The sequence below is a fragment of the Specibacter sp. NPDC078692 genome (assembly GCF_040686835.1).
In the GTDB taxonomy this organism is placed as follows: Bacteria; Actinomycetota; Actinomycetes; order Actinomycetales; family Micrococcaceae; genus Specibacter.
Window position 1 is genome coordinate 1 of the sequence record NZ_JBFBLV010000033.1, and the last position, 14,705, is coordinate 14,705.

A 14,705-nucleotide genomic window follows, 5' to 3' on the forward strand; every position below is an offset into this window, starting at 1 on the left:
CCCACATTCTCAGACACCGTCACGTGACCACCTGTGGTATTCAGCCTCGCCAACGATCCGTGACAGCACTCAAATGCTGTCACGGACGCCCCGCTCTTCAGCATTGACAAGTGTTTAAAGTAGCACTGGTTCCAACACTCAGAGAGGTTTTTCATGTCTGACTCACCACGCCCACTGCGGGTCGCCATGATCGGGGCTGGCTTCATGGGTGCGGCTCACTCCCAGGGCTGGCGCGTTGCCCCACGGTTCTTTGACTTGGACGCCACACCCGAGATGACACTGCTGGTTGCCCGGGACCCCGAGAAAACCGCGGCCGCTGCGCAACAGTGGGGCTGGGCAGAGACCTCTACTGACTGGCGTGAGGCCATTGCCCGCGAGGACATTGACATCATTGATATCGTCACCCCCGGCGATTCTCATGCTGAAATTGCCATTGCAGCGCTCGACGCCGGTAAGCACGTTTTGTGCGAAAAGCCCCTCGCGAATACGGTTGCCGAAGCCAAAGCCATGGCTGAGGCTGCCGAACGTGGCGCCAAGAAGGGGGCGTTTTCCATGGTGGGTTTCACCTACCGTCGGGTGCCCGCAGCTACCCTGGCCCGTGACATGGTTGCCGCTGGCCGGATCGGCAAGATCCGCCAGGTCCGTGCCTCCTACCTGCAAGACTGGCTGATGGATGAGAACAGCCCGCTCAGCTGGCGGTTGCAAAAGGATCGCGCAGGATCAGGCGCCTTGGGAGATATCGGGGCGCACGCCGTCGATCTTGCCCAGTTCATCACCGGTGTGGAGCTGAGCTCTGTCAGTGGCACCATGGAAACCATTGTGACGCAACGGCCGCTTGCCGCAGCTTCCACTGGCCTCTCCGGCACCGCGGCGGAAGGCAGTGGCGCCGTCACTGTCGATGATTTGGCCCTTTTCACGGGTCGATTTGGATCCAAGGACGATGGCTTCTTGGGCTCCTTTGAAGCCACCCGTTTCAGTACGGGACGCAAGAATGCCTTGCGCATCGAAGTATCGGGTTCCCAAGGCGCCATCAGCTTCGATTTGGAACGGCTCAATGAGCTAGATTTCTTCGATGCGAGCGCACCTGTCACCGAGCAGGGCTTCACCACTATTTTGGTCACTGAGCCCGAGCACCCCTACATCAGCGCGTGGTGGCCGGCCGGGCACATGCTCGGCTACGAACACGGTTTTTCACACCAGGTACGGGATTTCGTTCAGGCCGTTGCCAGCGCCACCGCACCCACGCCGTCGTTCGCTGACGGACTGCAGGTGCAGCAAGTCCTTGCGGCCGTGGAAGCCAGCGCGGCTGCCAACAGCATCTGGACCACCGTCTAACCCAAATTCTTCTAACCCCATTCAAGAGCACCAAGAAACAGGAGACACAAGTGAGCCGACCGATCACGTTGTTTACCGGCCAATGGGCCGACCTGCCCCTTGAAGAAGTGGCAAAACTGGCCTCAGACTGGGGCTACGACGGGCTGGAAATTGCCTGCTGGGGCGATCATCTTGACCCTTCGCGGTGGGACGATGAAGCCTACATCGCCGAAAAACTGGCGCTCTTGGCCAAGTACAACCTCAAGGTGTACGCCATCTCCAACCACCTCAAAGGACAGGCTGTTTGCGATGATCCCATCGACCAGCGGCACCGTGACATCCTCCCCGATGCGATCTGGGGCGACGGCGATCCCGAAGGTGTGCGTCAACGCGCTGCCGAAGAAATGAAGAACACCGCCCGGCTCGCCGCGAAGCTCGGGGTGAAGACAGTCATTGGCTTCACCGGTTCCAGCATCTGGAAATATGTGGCCATGTTCCCGCCGGTGTCGCAGGAACTGATCGACGCCGGATACCAGGACTTCGCCGACCGCTGGAACCCGATCCTTGACGTCTTTGACGAGGTGGGCGTCCGCTACGCTCACGAGGTTCACCCCAGTGAAATTGCGTACGACTACTGGACCACCAAGCGCACCCTGGAAGCTATTGGCCACCGTGAGGCGTTCTGCTTGAACTGGGACCCGAGCCACTTCATGTGGCAGCAGCTGAATCCTGTCGATTTCATTCTGGAATTCGCTGACCGGATTATCCATGTGGACTGCAAGGATGTGAAGCTACGTCTGGGCAACGGCCGCAACGGTGTGCTGGGATCGCACTTGGCATGGGCAGATCTGAACCGGGGCTGGGACTTTGTTTCCACGGGCCGCGGCGATGTTCCCTGGGAGGCCAGCTTCCGCGCCTTGAACCAGATTGGCTACGACGGACCCATCTCCGTGGAATGGGAGGACGCCGGCATGGACAGGCTGTTGGGTGCCCCCGAGGCACTGGCTTTCGTCAAACGCAATGCCTTTGCCGCCCCGGATGCCGCCTTCGACTCCGCGTTCAAAGCCCAGTAGCTGGCCCCGCAGTGATCAGCGGTCCGCTCCAACTCCTGCGCCGTTCGGGTAATATGGAGCGGGCCGCTTGCAAGTTTTCTCCTTCACAAGTGTGCCGAAAGAGGTGGTTTAAGTGGCAGTACCAGATCTTCCAGCTCCTCGGACTGTACGCAGGGGCAATAACCTTGATGACGTCCGCAGGAACAACCTGGCCGTTGTCTTGAACCTGGCCCATGTTCGTGGACGCTTGTCGCGAGCCGATGTCACCCGAGCCACAGGCCTGAACCGGTCCACGGTGGCTGGTCTTGTCGCCGAACTCGTTGAGTTGGGGCTTGTCGAAGAACAAGAGCCCGGCACGACACATCATGCCGGCCGCCCAAGCCCCATCATTGTGCCTCGCGAGGACGTTGTGGCGATCGCCATCAATCCAGAGGTCGACGCCGTGACCATCGGTTTGGTCTCTCTGTCCGGCCGCGTCCTCAAACGTATCCGCTATGACACTGCCCGGGTGCCCACCCCTGAGGAAGTCATCAACATTGTGGCAGCGGTTGTAGCTGGCATGCGTGGTGAGCTGGACAGTTCTTTCCGTACCGTAGGCGTTGGCGTGGCGGTCCCCGGGCTGGTACGTGAAATTGATGGTGAAGTGGTTGCCGCACCTCATCTTGACTGGCATGGCGTCCCGTTCTCGGCCATGCTCAGCGCCGCACTTAAGCTGCCCGTTACTACTGCAAACGATGCCTCCACCGGGCTCATGGCCGAAAGTACCTTTGGCGCAGGCCGCGGCGGACGCAACCACATTTACCTCAACGGCGGCGCCAGCGGTATTGGTGGCGGCATTGCCATTGACGGACATCCACTACTGGGAACCAGTGGTTTTGCCGGCGAATTTGGCCACGGGCTGGTCAACTCAAACGGCCTCACCTGCCATTGTGGACGGCAAGGCTGTCTCGAAACTGAAGTACGCCAGGCACCCTTGCTGGCGGCATTGGATTTGAGTGGCAACGAGGTTGAAAAACTCGATAGCACCCTGCTGGCACAATTCTCCCGTCCCGGCGGGCCCGAGCCGAAGATTCTAGAGCTAGTCCACCAACAGGTCGGCTACCTGAGTGAATCCCTGTGCAGCATTGTCAATATCTTCAACCCGGAGTTGATCATCTTGGGTGGCTTCCTGGGCACCCTGTACGCCACCGAGCCCGAACGCATGGAAGAGATCGTCAAGGCCAAGGCCATGACCGGCCCTGATGCGGACGTCCGCATTGTCCGTGCCGTACTGGGTCTTGATCTACTGCTGGTGGGTGCGGCACAGCTGGCTTTTGCCTCGGTGCTGGCAGACCCGGCCAGTATCGCCGAGCCCGAGGCGCTGATCAGCTGACACCTGGCCCCGTCAGGTTACCTGCGTCCTGACGCGAAAGAGGTGTCTTGACGCTGCCCTGCGCCGGGTCCGCCTGGCTGCCCTTGGCCCTGCCCGCACTGGCTCCGTCTCACGCCGCGGCCACCGCGCACTATCCGTCCTATCGCCTTGCCACTCTGTGCCGGGTCCGCCTGCCCCGCTGCGCCCTGCCCCGTCCGTGGTGGTCCAGCCTAAGTGAGTGGGCCCGGCGTCGTGCGTGAATCTTCTAGAGCCGAGCCCCGAGAGGCGTTCCAGAGCTTGGCTTACCACTGGACTTCAGCTTTCCCGGACACTGATGGGCACATTCGTTGTTGCCGCTCTGTCCCTCATACTTCTTCTGATCGGTGTCTCCACGGCCAGCGCCCACGGCGGGCCCTACGAACTTCAAGTGACACCCGATGGTGCCGGCGGCATCACCGTGGCGGCCACCTACACGGAGGACGGCCACACGGTCCAATCGATCATGAATCCTGTGGCCACTGCAACATCCAAGGACGGCAAGGAAGCCGGCCCCATCGCCCTGATCTCTTCCTCCGAAGGCCGCGGCCTCTGGGTTAGCCCGGAAGCCTTCTTGACCGAGGGTGAATGGGCCGTCACTGTCACCACCACCACTCCCCAAGAAGCAACAGCAACCACCGACTTTGTGGTCGCACCGCTGGCCGCTCCGGTAGCCCCGGAAGCGTTGGCGGCTGCCGACAACGGCGTTAGCGCTGCAACTTCGGAGCCCGCATCGCCAGCGAGCATGTGGTCATGGATTCTCGGCGGCCTCGTGGTCGCTGGTGCAGCGATCGCTGGCACTGTGACGCTCAAGCGCCGCCGTGCGATGGCACTCGCATCCTAGTTTCACCGCTAAGTTTCGCCCCAAATCTTTCATCTCAAGGAGCAACATGACAGTCCAACAGCAGGAGGATTCCCCCACGCAGGGTCCAGCGCAGGGTCCAGCGCAGGGCTCAGAGCAGGGCCCAGCGCGGCCGTTGTCCACCAGTAGCTTTCCCGAGCCTTGGCAGCACAAGGCGTTGGCTGCCTGGGACATGAATGCCCGGCGTGGTGTGATTGACACAGGCTCCGACACCGGAAAGGCCTACCTTGGTGTAACGGCCGCGATTTGCACGGTGCTGCGCGACGCAGCGGTCCTGATTGTGGTTCCTCACGAGCATCGCCGGCAGCAGTGGTTGGCCACGTTGCAGCGGGATTTCTCCACGGCCCCGGCAGCTGGCATTCAGATACTCACCTCTCGGGACATAGTCTCCGCCACCACCAAAACCGCATCCGCTCCGCTGGCGCGGGTAGTGCCGTTGGCGCCGGTGGTGACGTTGGTGCAACCCTTCGCGCTCTTGATTGCCGACGACTGCTTTGCCGACGACGACGGCACTGATGACACGCCGTCGGCCCTCCTTGGTGGGGTGGTTTATGGGCTGGCAGCTGGGCCAGCACGTAATTTTGTGCCCGCAACCGCCAGTGTCAGACCGCCACTGTAAGGTGGGTCACTAACACGATTCGGTAATACCGACGGGAGGAGCCACAGTGCCTGCACAGCGGAACAGGAAGCGGCTCCTTCCAGCGTCCACCCCCGAACAACCCACCCAGCCGGCCGTGCACCGGATGGGTGGGGCGGCACTGGCCAGGCATCTTATGGATCCGGCCCGTGATGTCACGGTGGTGGTGCTCTCCCACATTCCGGAGCAAGTTTTTCGGATCGATGCCCAGGTGCTCGCTTCGCGGCTGGGTGCCGAGGCCGCTGTCATCGAGGTGACCAATGGCCCCGACACTCACCAGCTGGAAAAGGGCTTGCCTCCTCAGCTGCACATATTCGGCACGGGCGCACGGGTCTATCCCTCTGGCAAGCTGTGGCAAGCGCGGGTCCCTCGGCCTCATGTGCCACACCACGCGGGCCAGTTGCCGGCACTGTATGACACTCTTGAGCACGAGGTCTTGGCCGCCCAACATCCCGAGCCGGCCCCGCCCGTCACCGCACCCGTCCCGGTACTTTCCGAAGCCATAGTCAAGGGCTTTCTCGCCGATGACCGGGCCATGGTGGAACTGGTATCCAGCGGCGAACAGGCACTCATTCGCAGCGAGGATCTGCTGCCGGGCATCCCGCTCAATTGGCTGATCGCCAAGGGCCAGCAGCTCTCTGGGCTACTCGATCCCGCCACCCATGCCCTGGACATCAAGACCCTTCTACTCCCCCGCCCATCCCCGGTCACCGTCTACCAAAACGGCGACGTGGCACTGGCCCGGGTCAAAAACGTCTACCCCAGCTACGCCACGGTGGAGCTCTGGCCCGGCAGTGACTTCCGCATCGGCGTGGAACGAATCTCCTCCAACGATCTCGATTCCGCCCAAGACCTGCTGACCGAGGGTGAAGTGGTCCGGGTGCGAGTCCTGTACGAAAACGGTGCCGTGGTGTTGTCCATGCTGGACGTGGACGACGACGAATCAGCCGTCCCGCCGCCGGCTCTCCTTCGAGGCGGTCCACCCTGGCTTGACCTGGACCGGCCTTATGCCTCGATCTTCACCACCTGCCCCGCCGTTACCTCCCCTCCCCCGGAGACCGCGGACGACGACGGCGAACCCGGACTATCCGGGGCCGAACTTTCACAGCAGGAAGCCCTGCTCAGCCCGGCTCAACGGCGCACGGCACTCCAAAGCACGCAAATGCAGCTGGTGACGGCCCGGCGCACCATCGATGAGTTGATGGCGGCGGCGAAGCGGCAAGGGGCCACGGATAAGGTGGCGCGGGCGCTGCAAGATCAGCTGGTGGACGAACGCCGCAGCTCTGCCGAGCTTGCCCGAAAATTGCATGCGGCCGAACATCAGGTGGAGGCGCTGCGGGCTGAGCTGGCCAAGACCAAGGCGTCGCTGGTGCAGATCCGGCAGCAGCGCAGATCTGCCACTTCTCGGTCCGAGAATGCGCCGGAGACCCTGTTCCTGGACCCGACCGAACAATTCTCCTTCGAGCTGCGGAATGCTTGGGCACAGGTGGTTCCGGCGACGGAGAAGAGTCTGCATCCGCTGGGAAAGTTCACCGTGGGTCCGGTATTTTTGGACTCTCTGGCGGACCTCACAACGCAACAACGCGCCAAGTCGCTGCGTGCTGCGGTGGAGCTGGTGGCCCATTGGAAAGGGCCCCTGCACAAGCGGGAACCGCACATCCTGCGACTCAACGACGGCGCCCAAGCCCCACCCACCTTGCGCGGGGAGGATGTGTGCTGGCGGCTCTATGTTGAGCAAGGAACCGCGGGGGCGCTGCGGCTGCACTATTGGAAGCTGAAGGAAGGCGGGATCGAGCTCCATGCCGTGGTCACGCATGACGTGCTCAAGCCGTAAACTGGCTGTTGGTCGAGCCGCAACCGGCTCCTGAGAATATTGGTGCGTGAAGTCACGATGGCATTCAAAAATGGTTTCCCGGGGAGAAGACTTTTGCTGAGTATGGGGCTCGTTGCCACACTCGTGGTCGGTGCCACCGCCTGCACAGATGAAAACTCCGACACCGGAAAAGTCGTATCCATCATCGACGGTGACACTCTGGTTGCGAGCGTGAATGGTAAAGACCAGACCATCAGGTTGTTGAACATCGACACCCCCGAAACCAAAAATCCCAACACACCTCCCGAGTGTCTCGGCGAAGAAGCCACCGAGTTTCTCAGCGAGCTACTGCCCATCGACTCGCGGATTAAGCTGATGTACGACGTTGAACGAACAGATCAGTACGACCGCACTCTTGCTGCCGTATTCACGTCCACTGACGTGTTTGTCAGTGCCGAAATCGCCAAGGCTGGTCTGGGCTCGGCCGTGGTCTTCGGCAAAAATTCAAAATTCTTGCCTCCAGTGGAAAAAGCGGAGGCAGAGGCAAAAGTCAGCTCTCTGGGCATCTTTGATCCAGATCTCGAATGTACTTTGCCCGGACAGGTGGCTGCGGTCACCAGCGCTTTGGAGACGGTAATCGCTGCCCAAACTGGTTCTACTGCGGCCGCCACGGGCGCTGCAATAACCATCGCCGCAGCTTCCCTTGCAACAGGAAAAGCGCTTCTGGCCGTCCTGAAAGCAGGTACATCTGATGCGGGAATCGTCGCATGGACCGCGTTTAAAGGGCTTGAGTTAGAAACCCACATCAATCTTCTGACCACCAAGATCCAGAAGGCGGAGTCCAATCTGGCTGCGCTGACTCAAGCGGAAGCTTCGCAACAGAAGTCAGAAGCTGAGGCGGCCGCCAAGAAGGCTGCGGCAGAAGCTAAAGCCAAACAAGATGCAGCAGAGGCTAAAGCCCAAAAGGAGGCGGCAGCCAAGCAAGCAGAAGCGGAAGCCGTGGCCAAAGCCCAAGCAGAAGCTGCTGCGGCCGCTGAGGCTGAGCGCATCAGGAACTTACCGCCGGTTTATGTGCCGCCGGCGCCAGCACCCTATGTGCCACCTGCCTATGTGCCACCTGTAGAAAACTCTGGCGGCGGCTACGACGGATACACTGGTCCTCGGTGCTATGCGCCCGGGGGAAAGACATATCGGCCCTGCTGAAATTGCTGTCATCGGAAGGAACTTTACCCACCATGGGTCAAAATGTTGAGCTGGTCAGGTTGCTAGATGACAGTGGAGCTGAGATCGGAACCGCCGACAAGGCTCTGGTCCACACCACTGAGACCCCCTTGCATCTGGCTTTTTCATGCCACCTTTTCGATGCCCAGGGCCGCACCCTGCTGACCCGCCGGGCATTGTCCAAGCTGACCTGGCCGGGCGTATGGACCAATTCCTTCTGCGGTCACCCGGCCCCCGGGGAATCATTCGAAGAAGCCATCATCCGCCGTGCCGCCATGGAACTAAACATCACAGTGACCAACATCGAGCCAGCATTGCCGGACTTCCGGTACCGGGCAGTGGACGCCTCCGGCATTGTGGAAAACGAAATCTGCCCCGTCTTTACCGCCGTGTACGACGGCGCTGTTTCCGCCGACGGCGTGCCAACCACCGACAGCGATGCTGCTGCAGGATCCGATGACGATGACGCTGCTGCCATCGCGCCCAACCCCGCCGAAGTCTGTGACTGGGCCTGGGCCGACGTAGTGGATGTTGAAGAAGCGGTTGCTGCCACACCCTTCGCCTTCAGCCCCTGGCTTGTTCAGCAACTGAGCGAAGGCGTCTACACCGGCGGGTACCTGCAGCCCTAAGGCAGGTTGCAGATCCAGGTTGTCGGGGTTGGATTTAGTTTCCGCGCTAGCCAGCCGCCACCATGGCAGCGCTGTGCTCCCACAATTGCACGGCCAAGGCGGAGTCCTGCGCCTGCCGGCTCGGCTTGGCCGGTTTGCGCTTGGCGTAGTATTTCCCCGGCTTCCAATCAGCACCGGGAACGGTGGTGGCCAACCACAGCAGCGTGTCTGCTCCTTGCTCCGGCGAGAGCAGCAACCGCTTGGCAATAGGCCCGTAACCCAGCTTCATCAAGGGTGTTGATTCGGCAGCAAAGTTGGTTCCCACCACGCCTGGATGAAACGCAGCAGCGTTCACGCCGTGATCCCCGAAGCGGCGCTGAAGTTCCGTTGTGAACAGGATGTTCGCCAGCTTGGCGTTCCCGTAGGCAGTACTGGGGCTGTAGTGCTGGCGCACGTCAAGATCGTCAATGTTGAACTTGGCCATGTGCCGGTGCGCAGCACTGGAGGTGTTGATGACGGTTGCCCTGCTGGCCACCAAATTATCAATGAGCAGTGTGGTGAGCAGGAACGGGGCCAGGTGGTTCACCTGAAAAGTCTTCTCGTGCCCATCCACGGTTTCTTCCCGCGCAGCCATGATGCCGCCTGCATTGTTGGCTAGGACGGAGATTCTGGGATACTTCTGCGCAAGCGTGACCGCCAGCGCACGCACTTGCGCAAGCTCGGTGAAGTCGCACAGAAAATAGTCGGCGTCGAGTTCCTGTGCGACAGCCCGCGTCTTCTCCGGCGAGCGCCCCACCAAAACCAGGGTGTCGCCCGGATAGGCCAGCATTTTTGCCGCTGCCGCCCCGATGCCGTCGCTGGCACCGGTGATGATAACCGTTCGTTTCATAGTGCATCCTTAGAACAATTTTCAGCTTACTCCCGGGACCACCGCCCAGCTGCTTTTTAGGACAGCACCACCTTGAAACTCACTGGCCCCGGTGCCAGCTGGTACGCCGGTAGCACTCCGGGCCCGCATGACGCCGTGCCGATCCCGTGCACCGCAGCATCCAGCGTCAGATAGCTGATGCCATCGGCCGCCAGATCCGGGGTGTGTTTGGCCGCCGTCAGTACTTCTTGGGACCACGGGCGCAGCGTGAACCACATCGTTTCGCTCTGGAACGTGATGCTCTGCCCGGCCTCCGGAGCCGCAATCTCCAAGTGGGATACTCCCGCCCGTGCACCATTCTCCTGCGGCCGCACATACGGCACCTGGAGTTCCTCGATGGAAGCATTGAACCAGCCCAGTTGCGCAGCCAGCCCCGTGTCCGGGTACTTTTGCCCCGGCCCGAATCCGGTCCACGACGCCTGTGAAAACTCGCCCGGCAACTCAAAATCAAAGCCTACGCGCGGCCAACCCACATCCCAGCCGGGCCCCGGCTCCACCCTCGCCGCCAACTCCAGATAAACCCCGTCGGTGCGCCACACATACTCAACGTCTACGTGACTCCGGAGCACCGGCACACCGTAACGCACCCGCACAGCCAGCATCCCGGCGTCGTGCTTCATCGATTGCAGACGCCCCTCAAGCAGCGGCAACCCGGCAGCCCGCCAGGTGTCTGCATCGCGCGGTTGCCCTGGCAGATCCCAATTCTTGCCGTGGTCATTGTCTGTCGGCGAACGCCACACGGTCAGCCGCGGGCCATTGACCGGCACACCCTTGAACGCGCTCAGCTCCCCCGTATCGAGGCTGAAGACTGCGGGCCCAAAACGCACACTCCGCCCCTCCACCTGGGCCTGGCCGTCGCCACGCACCTCAGGAAGCGGCGCGGCCACCTGCCCCTGCTGACCCCAGGCAATCTGATGCCCGGCCTGCGCCCACGGCTCATCGGCGGCCAGCACGGCACTGATCGAAACCACCCGCTGCTCACCTCGGTGCACAGCCAATTCCGCCGGAAGCACGACGCCGGACTCCTCCCCTGCCGCCGTCAACGGCACCTCCAGGGTGCCACAGGCCACGCGACCTTCCGGCCCCGCAACGCTCCAGGTGAAGGCCAGATGCGAGGTGTCCAGGAAGTTGTACTTGTTGTGGATGTTCAGCCTCTGCCAGTTCGCATCAATGACCAGGCTCAGCGGTTCCACCACTTTTTTGAAGTCCAACAGTCCCGGGCGCGGTTCCAGATCTGCGGAGACGAGCCCGTCAATGACAAAGTTGCCGTCGTGGACCTTTTCGCCAAAGTCACCGCCGTAGGCAAAGTACGCTTCCCCGTCCATGGTGTGCTGGCGGATGCCGTGTTCAATCCATTCCCACACGAAGCCGCCTTGTAGGCGCGGGTATTTATCGAATAGCTCCTGATATTCCTGCAGGCCGCCGGGGCCATTGCCCATGGCGTGGACATATTCGCACAGGATGAACGGCAAGTTCCGTCGGTGACTATCTTGTTCGGCGTCCGCTGGCGGCTCCTCCTGCTGGCGGCCGATCAACTCCACTTCCGCCGGTGAAGCGTACATGCGCGAATAGACATCCACGTAGGGGCTGGCCCAGTCGCCCTCGTAGTGGAGCAACCGTTCGGGATCGCGCTGCTTAGTCCACTGCGCCATGGCCTCAAGGTTGGCTCCTGTGCCTGCCTCATTGCCCAGCGACCACATGATGATTGAAGGGTGGTTCTTGTCCCGCTCCACCAAGCGCGCCATCCGATCCAGCAGGGCCTCCCGGTACTGCGGTTCGGCGCTGGGGTTCCCCGCCCAGTCGCCGTCTTCAAAACCGTGGGTTTCGTAGTCGCACTCGTCGATGACGTAGAAGCCCAGCTGGTCGGCAGCGTGCAGCAGGAACGGGTGCGGGGCGTAGTGGGCTGTGCGGATGGCGTTGATGTTGTGCTGCTTCATCAGGTGCAGTTCGCGCAGTACCTGTTCCTGTGGGACGGTGCGGCCCAAATCCGGGTTGTGCTCGTGCCTGTTGACACCCCTAAAGAGTAGGGGTTTGCCATTCAGTTTAATCTGCGCGTCCTCAACCGTGATGCTCCGGAAACCTACGTTTAGGTGGAGGGTTTGCACTGGTGTGGTGATCCGCAGTTGGTACAGGGTGGGCGATTCGGCGCTCCATGGTTCCACGGCACCCACGTGAAGGGTTTGCGAGGTGGCTGCGCTGCTGGCGCCTGAGGCGCTCGTGGTGCTGGTGGTGCTGGTGGTGCTGGCGTCAGTCTCAGATACCGCACCAAAATCCAGGATTTCAGAGACGGCGAGCTGGACAATCTCCGCTTTGGTTCCTGGCACCGGCGGATCCAACTCCACGCGCAGGGTTCCCGTGCCTGAAAGGGCGTTGGCGCCTGAATTGTCTGGGGTGAAGCCTGCATGCACGAACACGTCCCGAATGGCTCCGGCGGGCTGGGCCAACAGGGTCACGTCACGGAAGATGCCCGGTAACCACCAAGCGTCTTGGTCCTCTAGGTAACTGGATGCACTGAATTGCGAAACCCTCACCACCAGCAGGTTTTCGCCGGCCCGAACCTTGCCGGTTACGTCAAACTCCTGCACCAGCTTTGAGCCACGAGTGGTGCCCAACAAGTCACCATTGAGCCAAATAGTTCCCGCGTTATCGATCCCATCGAAACGCAAAATGGCGCCGTTCAGGAACTCAGGTGTGGCATTGAACCTCAGCCTATGATCGCCTACGGGATTTGCATCCGGCATGAACGGCGGATCCAGGGGGAAGGGGAACTGGACGTTGGTATAGGCCGGAGCGCCATAGCCATGGAAATTCCAGCAGGAGGGGACCGGTAGCGTGTCCCAGGCTCCGTCGTCGAACGTCTCAAATTCAATACCGAGAGGGGCCGCTGCCAGCGTTGGTGCGTAGTGGAAACGCCAATCGCCGTTGAGCGAGAGGGTGGGCAAACCGCTGTCCACGTGGGCGCGCGGTTGAATCCCACCGGTGCCAGGACCTGGGTTTTCTAGATCCATGACGACGTTGTAGGGGTTTTCGGCCAGATTGGCAGCAAGCGTGGAGGCAGGGCTCGGGGCGTTCACAGTATCGGGTCCTTGGCGTCGTGCGGATTGGGGCTTTGGGGAGGGTCTCGCGCGGGAGGCATGGCAACCGGAAGCGGGTGAGCCCAAAAGCGTTTGCGCGGCCTTATCTAGCCCGCAGTGCCGTCAATCATGCGTGCCACCTTTTGCTCGAGGGAGGCGATCGTGACGTCGGGGAGGACGATCAGGCCATCGAGTTCCTTGCGCGCCCGCTTGTAGGCGGTCTGGCGCTCGGCAGGGCTGGCGGCGTTGTCCTCGGCAATGTTCACTAGCTTGCGGGCGGTGCCTAGGCGCGCCCGTTGCGCATCGTTGAAGGCGGAGTCCTTGATCCGGTGGGCTTCTTTTTCCGCGACGTCAAAGGCCACCGCGAAGGCATTGACGGCGTTGCGGTAGTCGTCCCAACGGCTCTTGGCAGAGATCTCATCGCCCTCGAGCGGGCGGAGGGCATCGGCGTCGCGCTTGGCTCGTAAAAACGCGACTGTCAGCGGTTCACGCACATCGCTCATCATAGGGAAGTCGATCAGCTTGCCGACGTCAAGCTCGTAGCTGAGCCAGCGCTTATTCACCGAATCGTGTTCACCCTTCACCCTGGCCACGTCGCCTTCGGAATAGCCGTCTTTGGCCAGACTGATGGTTTCCGTCAACGGCTGGGGGCGGGTTGAGACATCCAGCGCCGCCACTTCCGGGTGTTGGAGTTTGTACATCTCAATCTCACGTTGATGGGCTCGCTCCTGCGCACGTTCATGAGATGCGAACAGTGCTTTGAAACCGCCGGCCGCCATGCCTCCCAGTGGGAAGAGCAACCACCAATAGCTGGCAAAGAGTTCTGGAAATGACATGAACCCATCGTGTCACTTCGCTGTGCAGCAACCAATAGTTACGTCGCGGGGGTCACTTTCGGGCCGGACGTGCTGGGCCAGTGCCGGCAAGTGCCCTGATCCCGGAGGAGGCGTTGCATATCAGCTGGTAGGCGACCTCGAGGATCTTCTCAACGTTGGAGGTGGTCCCCCCGATGACTGCGTCGAGGAGCATATTGTTCACCCCGCCCACCATGGAAATGGCCGTGAGTCTGGCAAATTCAAATACCTCGGCCAGCGGGTGATTCGGGTCTACAGGACGTATACCTGCACGGGATTTGGATCCCCCACCTTGACCCCCCAGTCCACCACCGAGCATCTCTTTGACCACGGGGCTTTCCAACCCGCCCAATACCAGCAACGCCCCCATGGACTGTCCGGCAAAATTCGTCATCGCCAAGTGACGTTTGGCTTCCAATTCCTCAGAAATACCAACAATTTCCACCAACACAATTTGTGCATGGCGGGGATCTCCCAGCATAAATTTGACCACCGCTGCCAAACTGGCCTTGATGGCATCCTTTGCCTCAGCGTCAGGATCCTGCAGTGCCGCGGTCACTTGCTGCATTAAGTTAGTCGAAAGCGTCTCATACACGCAGGTGAGCAGGTGTTCGCGGGAATCGAAAGACTCGTAGAAGTAGCGTTCACTCAGGCCCGCACGTTGGCACAAGGTCTTGATCTTGGAAGCGGAATACCCCACGGTGCCAAACACCTCGATGCCGGCCTCAATGAACTTCTCATACCGTTCCTGAACACGTTCGGATGGTTGTAAGCCGGAATACAGACGCCCGGATACTGTTCCGGCAGATGGCAGCTCCGGAACGGCAGGGTGCAGGTTGTGCGGCGTGGTGTTCACGCCCCCAGTCTACGGGTTCGCAGCTAAATTCCGGGTGGCTGGGAACGGCTGGTAGGTACTGGAATAATCCCTCACGAAGCGTGGAAGAATAAGGGTGAT

General features: G+C 61.1%; 12 protein-coding genes. 8 read left to right on the forward strand and 4 right to left on the reverse strand.

The window, feature by feature from the left end; translation table 11 throughout:
* Positions 1-186: 186 nt before the first annotated feature.
* The 8 genes from AB0O97_RS17320 (at position 187) to idi (ending at position 8,915) form a co-directional block, all read left to right on the forward strand.
* Positions 187-1,335 carry a Gfo/Idh/MocA family oxidoreductase gene (locus tag AB0O97_RS17320; RefSeq protein ID WP_363884380.1) on the forward strand — a complete coding sequence of 383 codons (1,149 nt, stop codon included), beginning with the start codon at positions 187-189 and terminating at the stop codon, positions 1,333-1,335.
* 50 nt (positions 1,336-1,385) lie between these two features.
* Complete coding sequence (locus AB0O97_RS17325; RefSeq protein WP_363884324.1) at positions 1,386-2,387, forward strand: sugar phosphate isomerase/epimerase; 1,002 nt, start codon at positions 1,386-1,388, stop codon at positions 2,385-2,387.
* Between the two features lie 112 nt (positions 2,388-2,499).
* Positions 2,500-3,738 (forward strand): ROK family transcriptional regulator, encoded by a 1,239-nt coding sequence (locus AB0O97_RS17330; RefSeq protein ID WP_363884326.1) that lies wholly within the window; start codon positions 2,500-2,502, stop codon positions 3,736-3,738.
* 313 nt (positions 3,739-4,051) lie between these two features.
* Positions 4,052-4,597, forward strand: coding sequence for a hypothetical protein (locus tag AB0O97_RS17335; protein WP_363884328.1), 546 nt, complete (start codon positions 4,052-4,054; stop codon positions 4,595-4,597).
* A 46-nt stretch (positions 4,598-4,643) separates the two neighbouring features.
* Positions 4,644-5,234: a hypothetical protein gene (locus AB0O97_RS17340; protein WP_363884329.1), complete on the forward strand. Its 591-nt coding sequence runs from the start codon at positions 4,644-4,646 to the stop codon at positions 5,232-5,234.
* Positions 5,235-5,280: 46 nt separating this feature from the next.
* A complete protein-coding gene (locus AB0O97_RS17345) occupies positions 5,281-7,086 on the forward strand; it encodes a hypothetical protein (protein ID WP_363884331.1) in 1,806 nt (601 codons plus the stop codon).
* A 102-nt stretch (positions 7,087-7,188) separates the two neighbouring features.
* A complete protein-coding gene (locus AB0O97_RS17350; protein WP_363884333.1) occupies positions 7,189-8,268 on the forward strand; it encodes a thermonuclease family protein in 1,080 nt (359 codons plus the stop codon).
* A gap of 32 nt (positions 8,269-8,300) precedes the next feature.
* Positions 8,301-8,915, forward strand: a complete 615-nt coding sequence (gene idi, locus AB0O97_RS17355; protein WP_363884335.1) for an isopentenyl-diphosphate Delta-isomerase — start codon at positions 8,301-8,303, stop codon at positions 8,913-8,915.
* A gap of 46 nt (positions 8,916-8,961) precedes the next feature.
* Here idi and AB0O97_RS17360 read toward each other — a convergent pair whose 3' ends face one another.
* The 4 genes from AB0O97_RS17360 to AB0O97_RS17375 form a co-directional block, all read right to left on the reverse strand.
* Positions 8,962-9,783, reverse strand: a complete 822-nt coding sequence (locus AB0O97_RS17360) for an SDR family NAD(P)-dependent oxidoreductase (protein WP_363884336.1) — start codon at positions 9,781-9,783, stop codon at positions 8,962-8,964.
* A 56-nt stretch (positions 9,784-9,839) separates the two neighbouring features.
* A complete protein-coding gene (locus AB0O97_RS17365) occupies positions 9,840-12,896 on the reverse strand; it encodes a glycoside hydrolase family 2 TIM barrel-domain containing protein (RefSeq protein WP_363884337.1) in 3,057 nt (1,018 codons plus the stop codon).
* A 107-nt stretch (positions 12,897-13,003) separates the two neighbouring features.
* Positions 13,004-13,732: a hypothetical protein gene (locus tag AB0O97_RS17370; protein ID WP_363884339.1), complete on the reverse strand. Its 729-nt coding sequence runs from the start codon at positions 13,730-13,732 to the stop codon at positions 13,004-13,006.
* A gap of 52 nt (positions 13,733-13,784) precedes the next feature.
* On the reverse strand, positions 13,785-14,606 hold the full coding sequence (locus AB0O97_RS17375; RefSeq protein ID WP_363884341.1) for a TetR/AcrR family transcriptional regulator: 822 nt from the start codon (positions 14,604-14,606) through the stop codon (positions 13,785-13,787).
* Between the last annotated feature and the right edge of the window lie 99 nt (positions 14,607-14,705).

Excerpts from the sequence above, each read along its gene's own strand:
- AB0O97_RS17320 (WP_363884380.1), top strand. The coding sequence starts at position 187 with ATGATCGGGGCTGGCTTCATGGGTGCGGCTCACTCCCAGGGCTGGCGC.
- AB0O97_RS17335 (WP_363884328.1), top strand. The coding sequence starts at position 4,052 with ATGGGCACATTCGTTGTTGCCGCTCTGTCCCTCATACTTCTTCTGATC.
- AB0O97_RS17340 (WP_363884329.1), top strand. The coding sequence starts at position 4,644 with ATGACAGTCCAACAGCAGGAGGATTCCCCCACGCAGGGTCCAGCGCAG.
- AB0O97_RS17350 (WP_363884333.1), top strand. The coding sequence starts at position 7,189 with ATGGGGCTCGTTGCCACACTCGTGGTCGGTGCCACCGCCTGCACAGAT.
- idi (WP_363884335.1), top strand. The coding sequence starts at position 8,301 with ATGGGTCAAAATGTTGAGCTGGTCAGGTTGCTAGATGACAGTGGAGCT.
- AB0O97_RS17360 (WP_363884336.1), bottom strand. The coding sequence starts at position 9,783 with ATGAAACGAACGGTTATCATCACCGGTGCCAGCGACGGCATCGGGGCG.
- AB0O97_RS17370 (WP_363884339.1), bottom strand. The coding sequence starts at position 13,732 with ATGTCATTTCCAGAACTCTTTGCCAGCTATTGGTGGTTGCTCTTCCCA.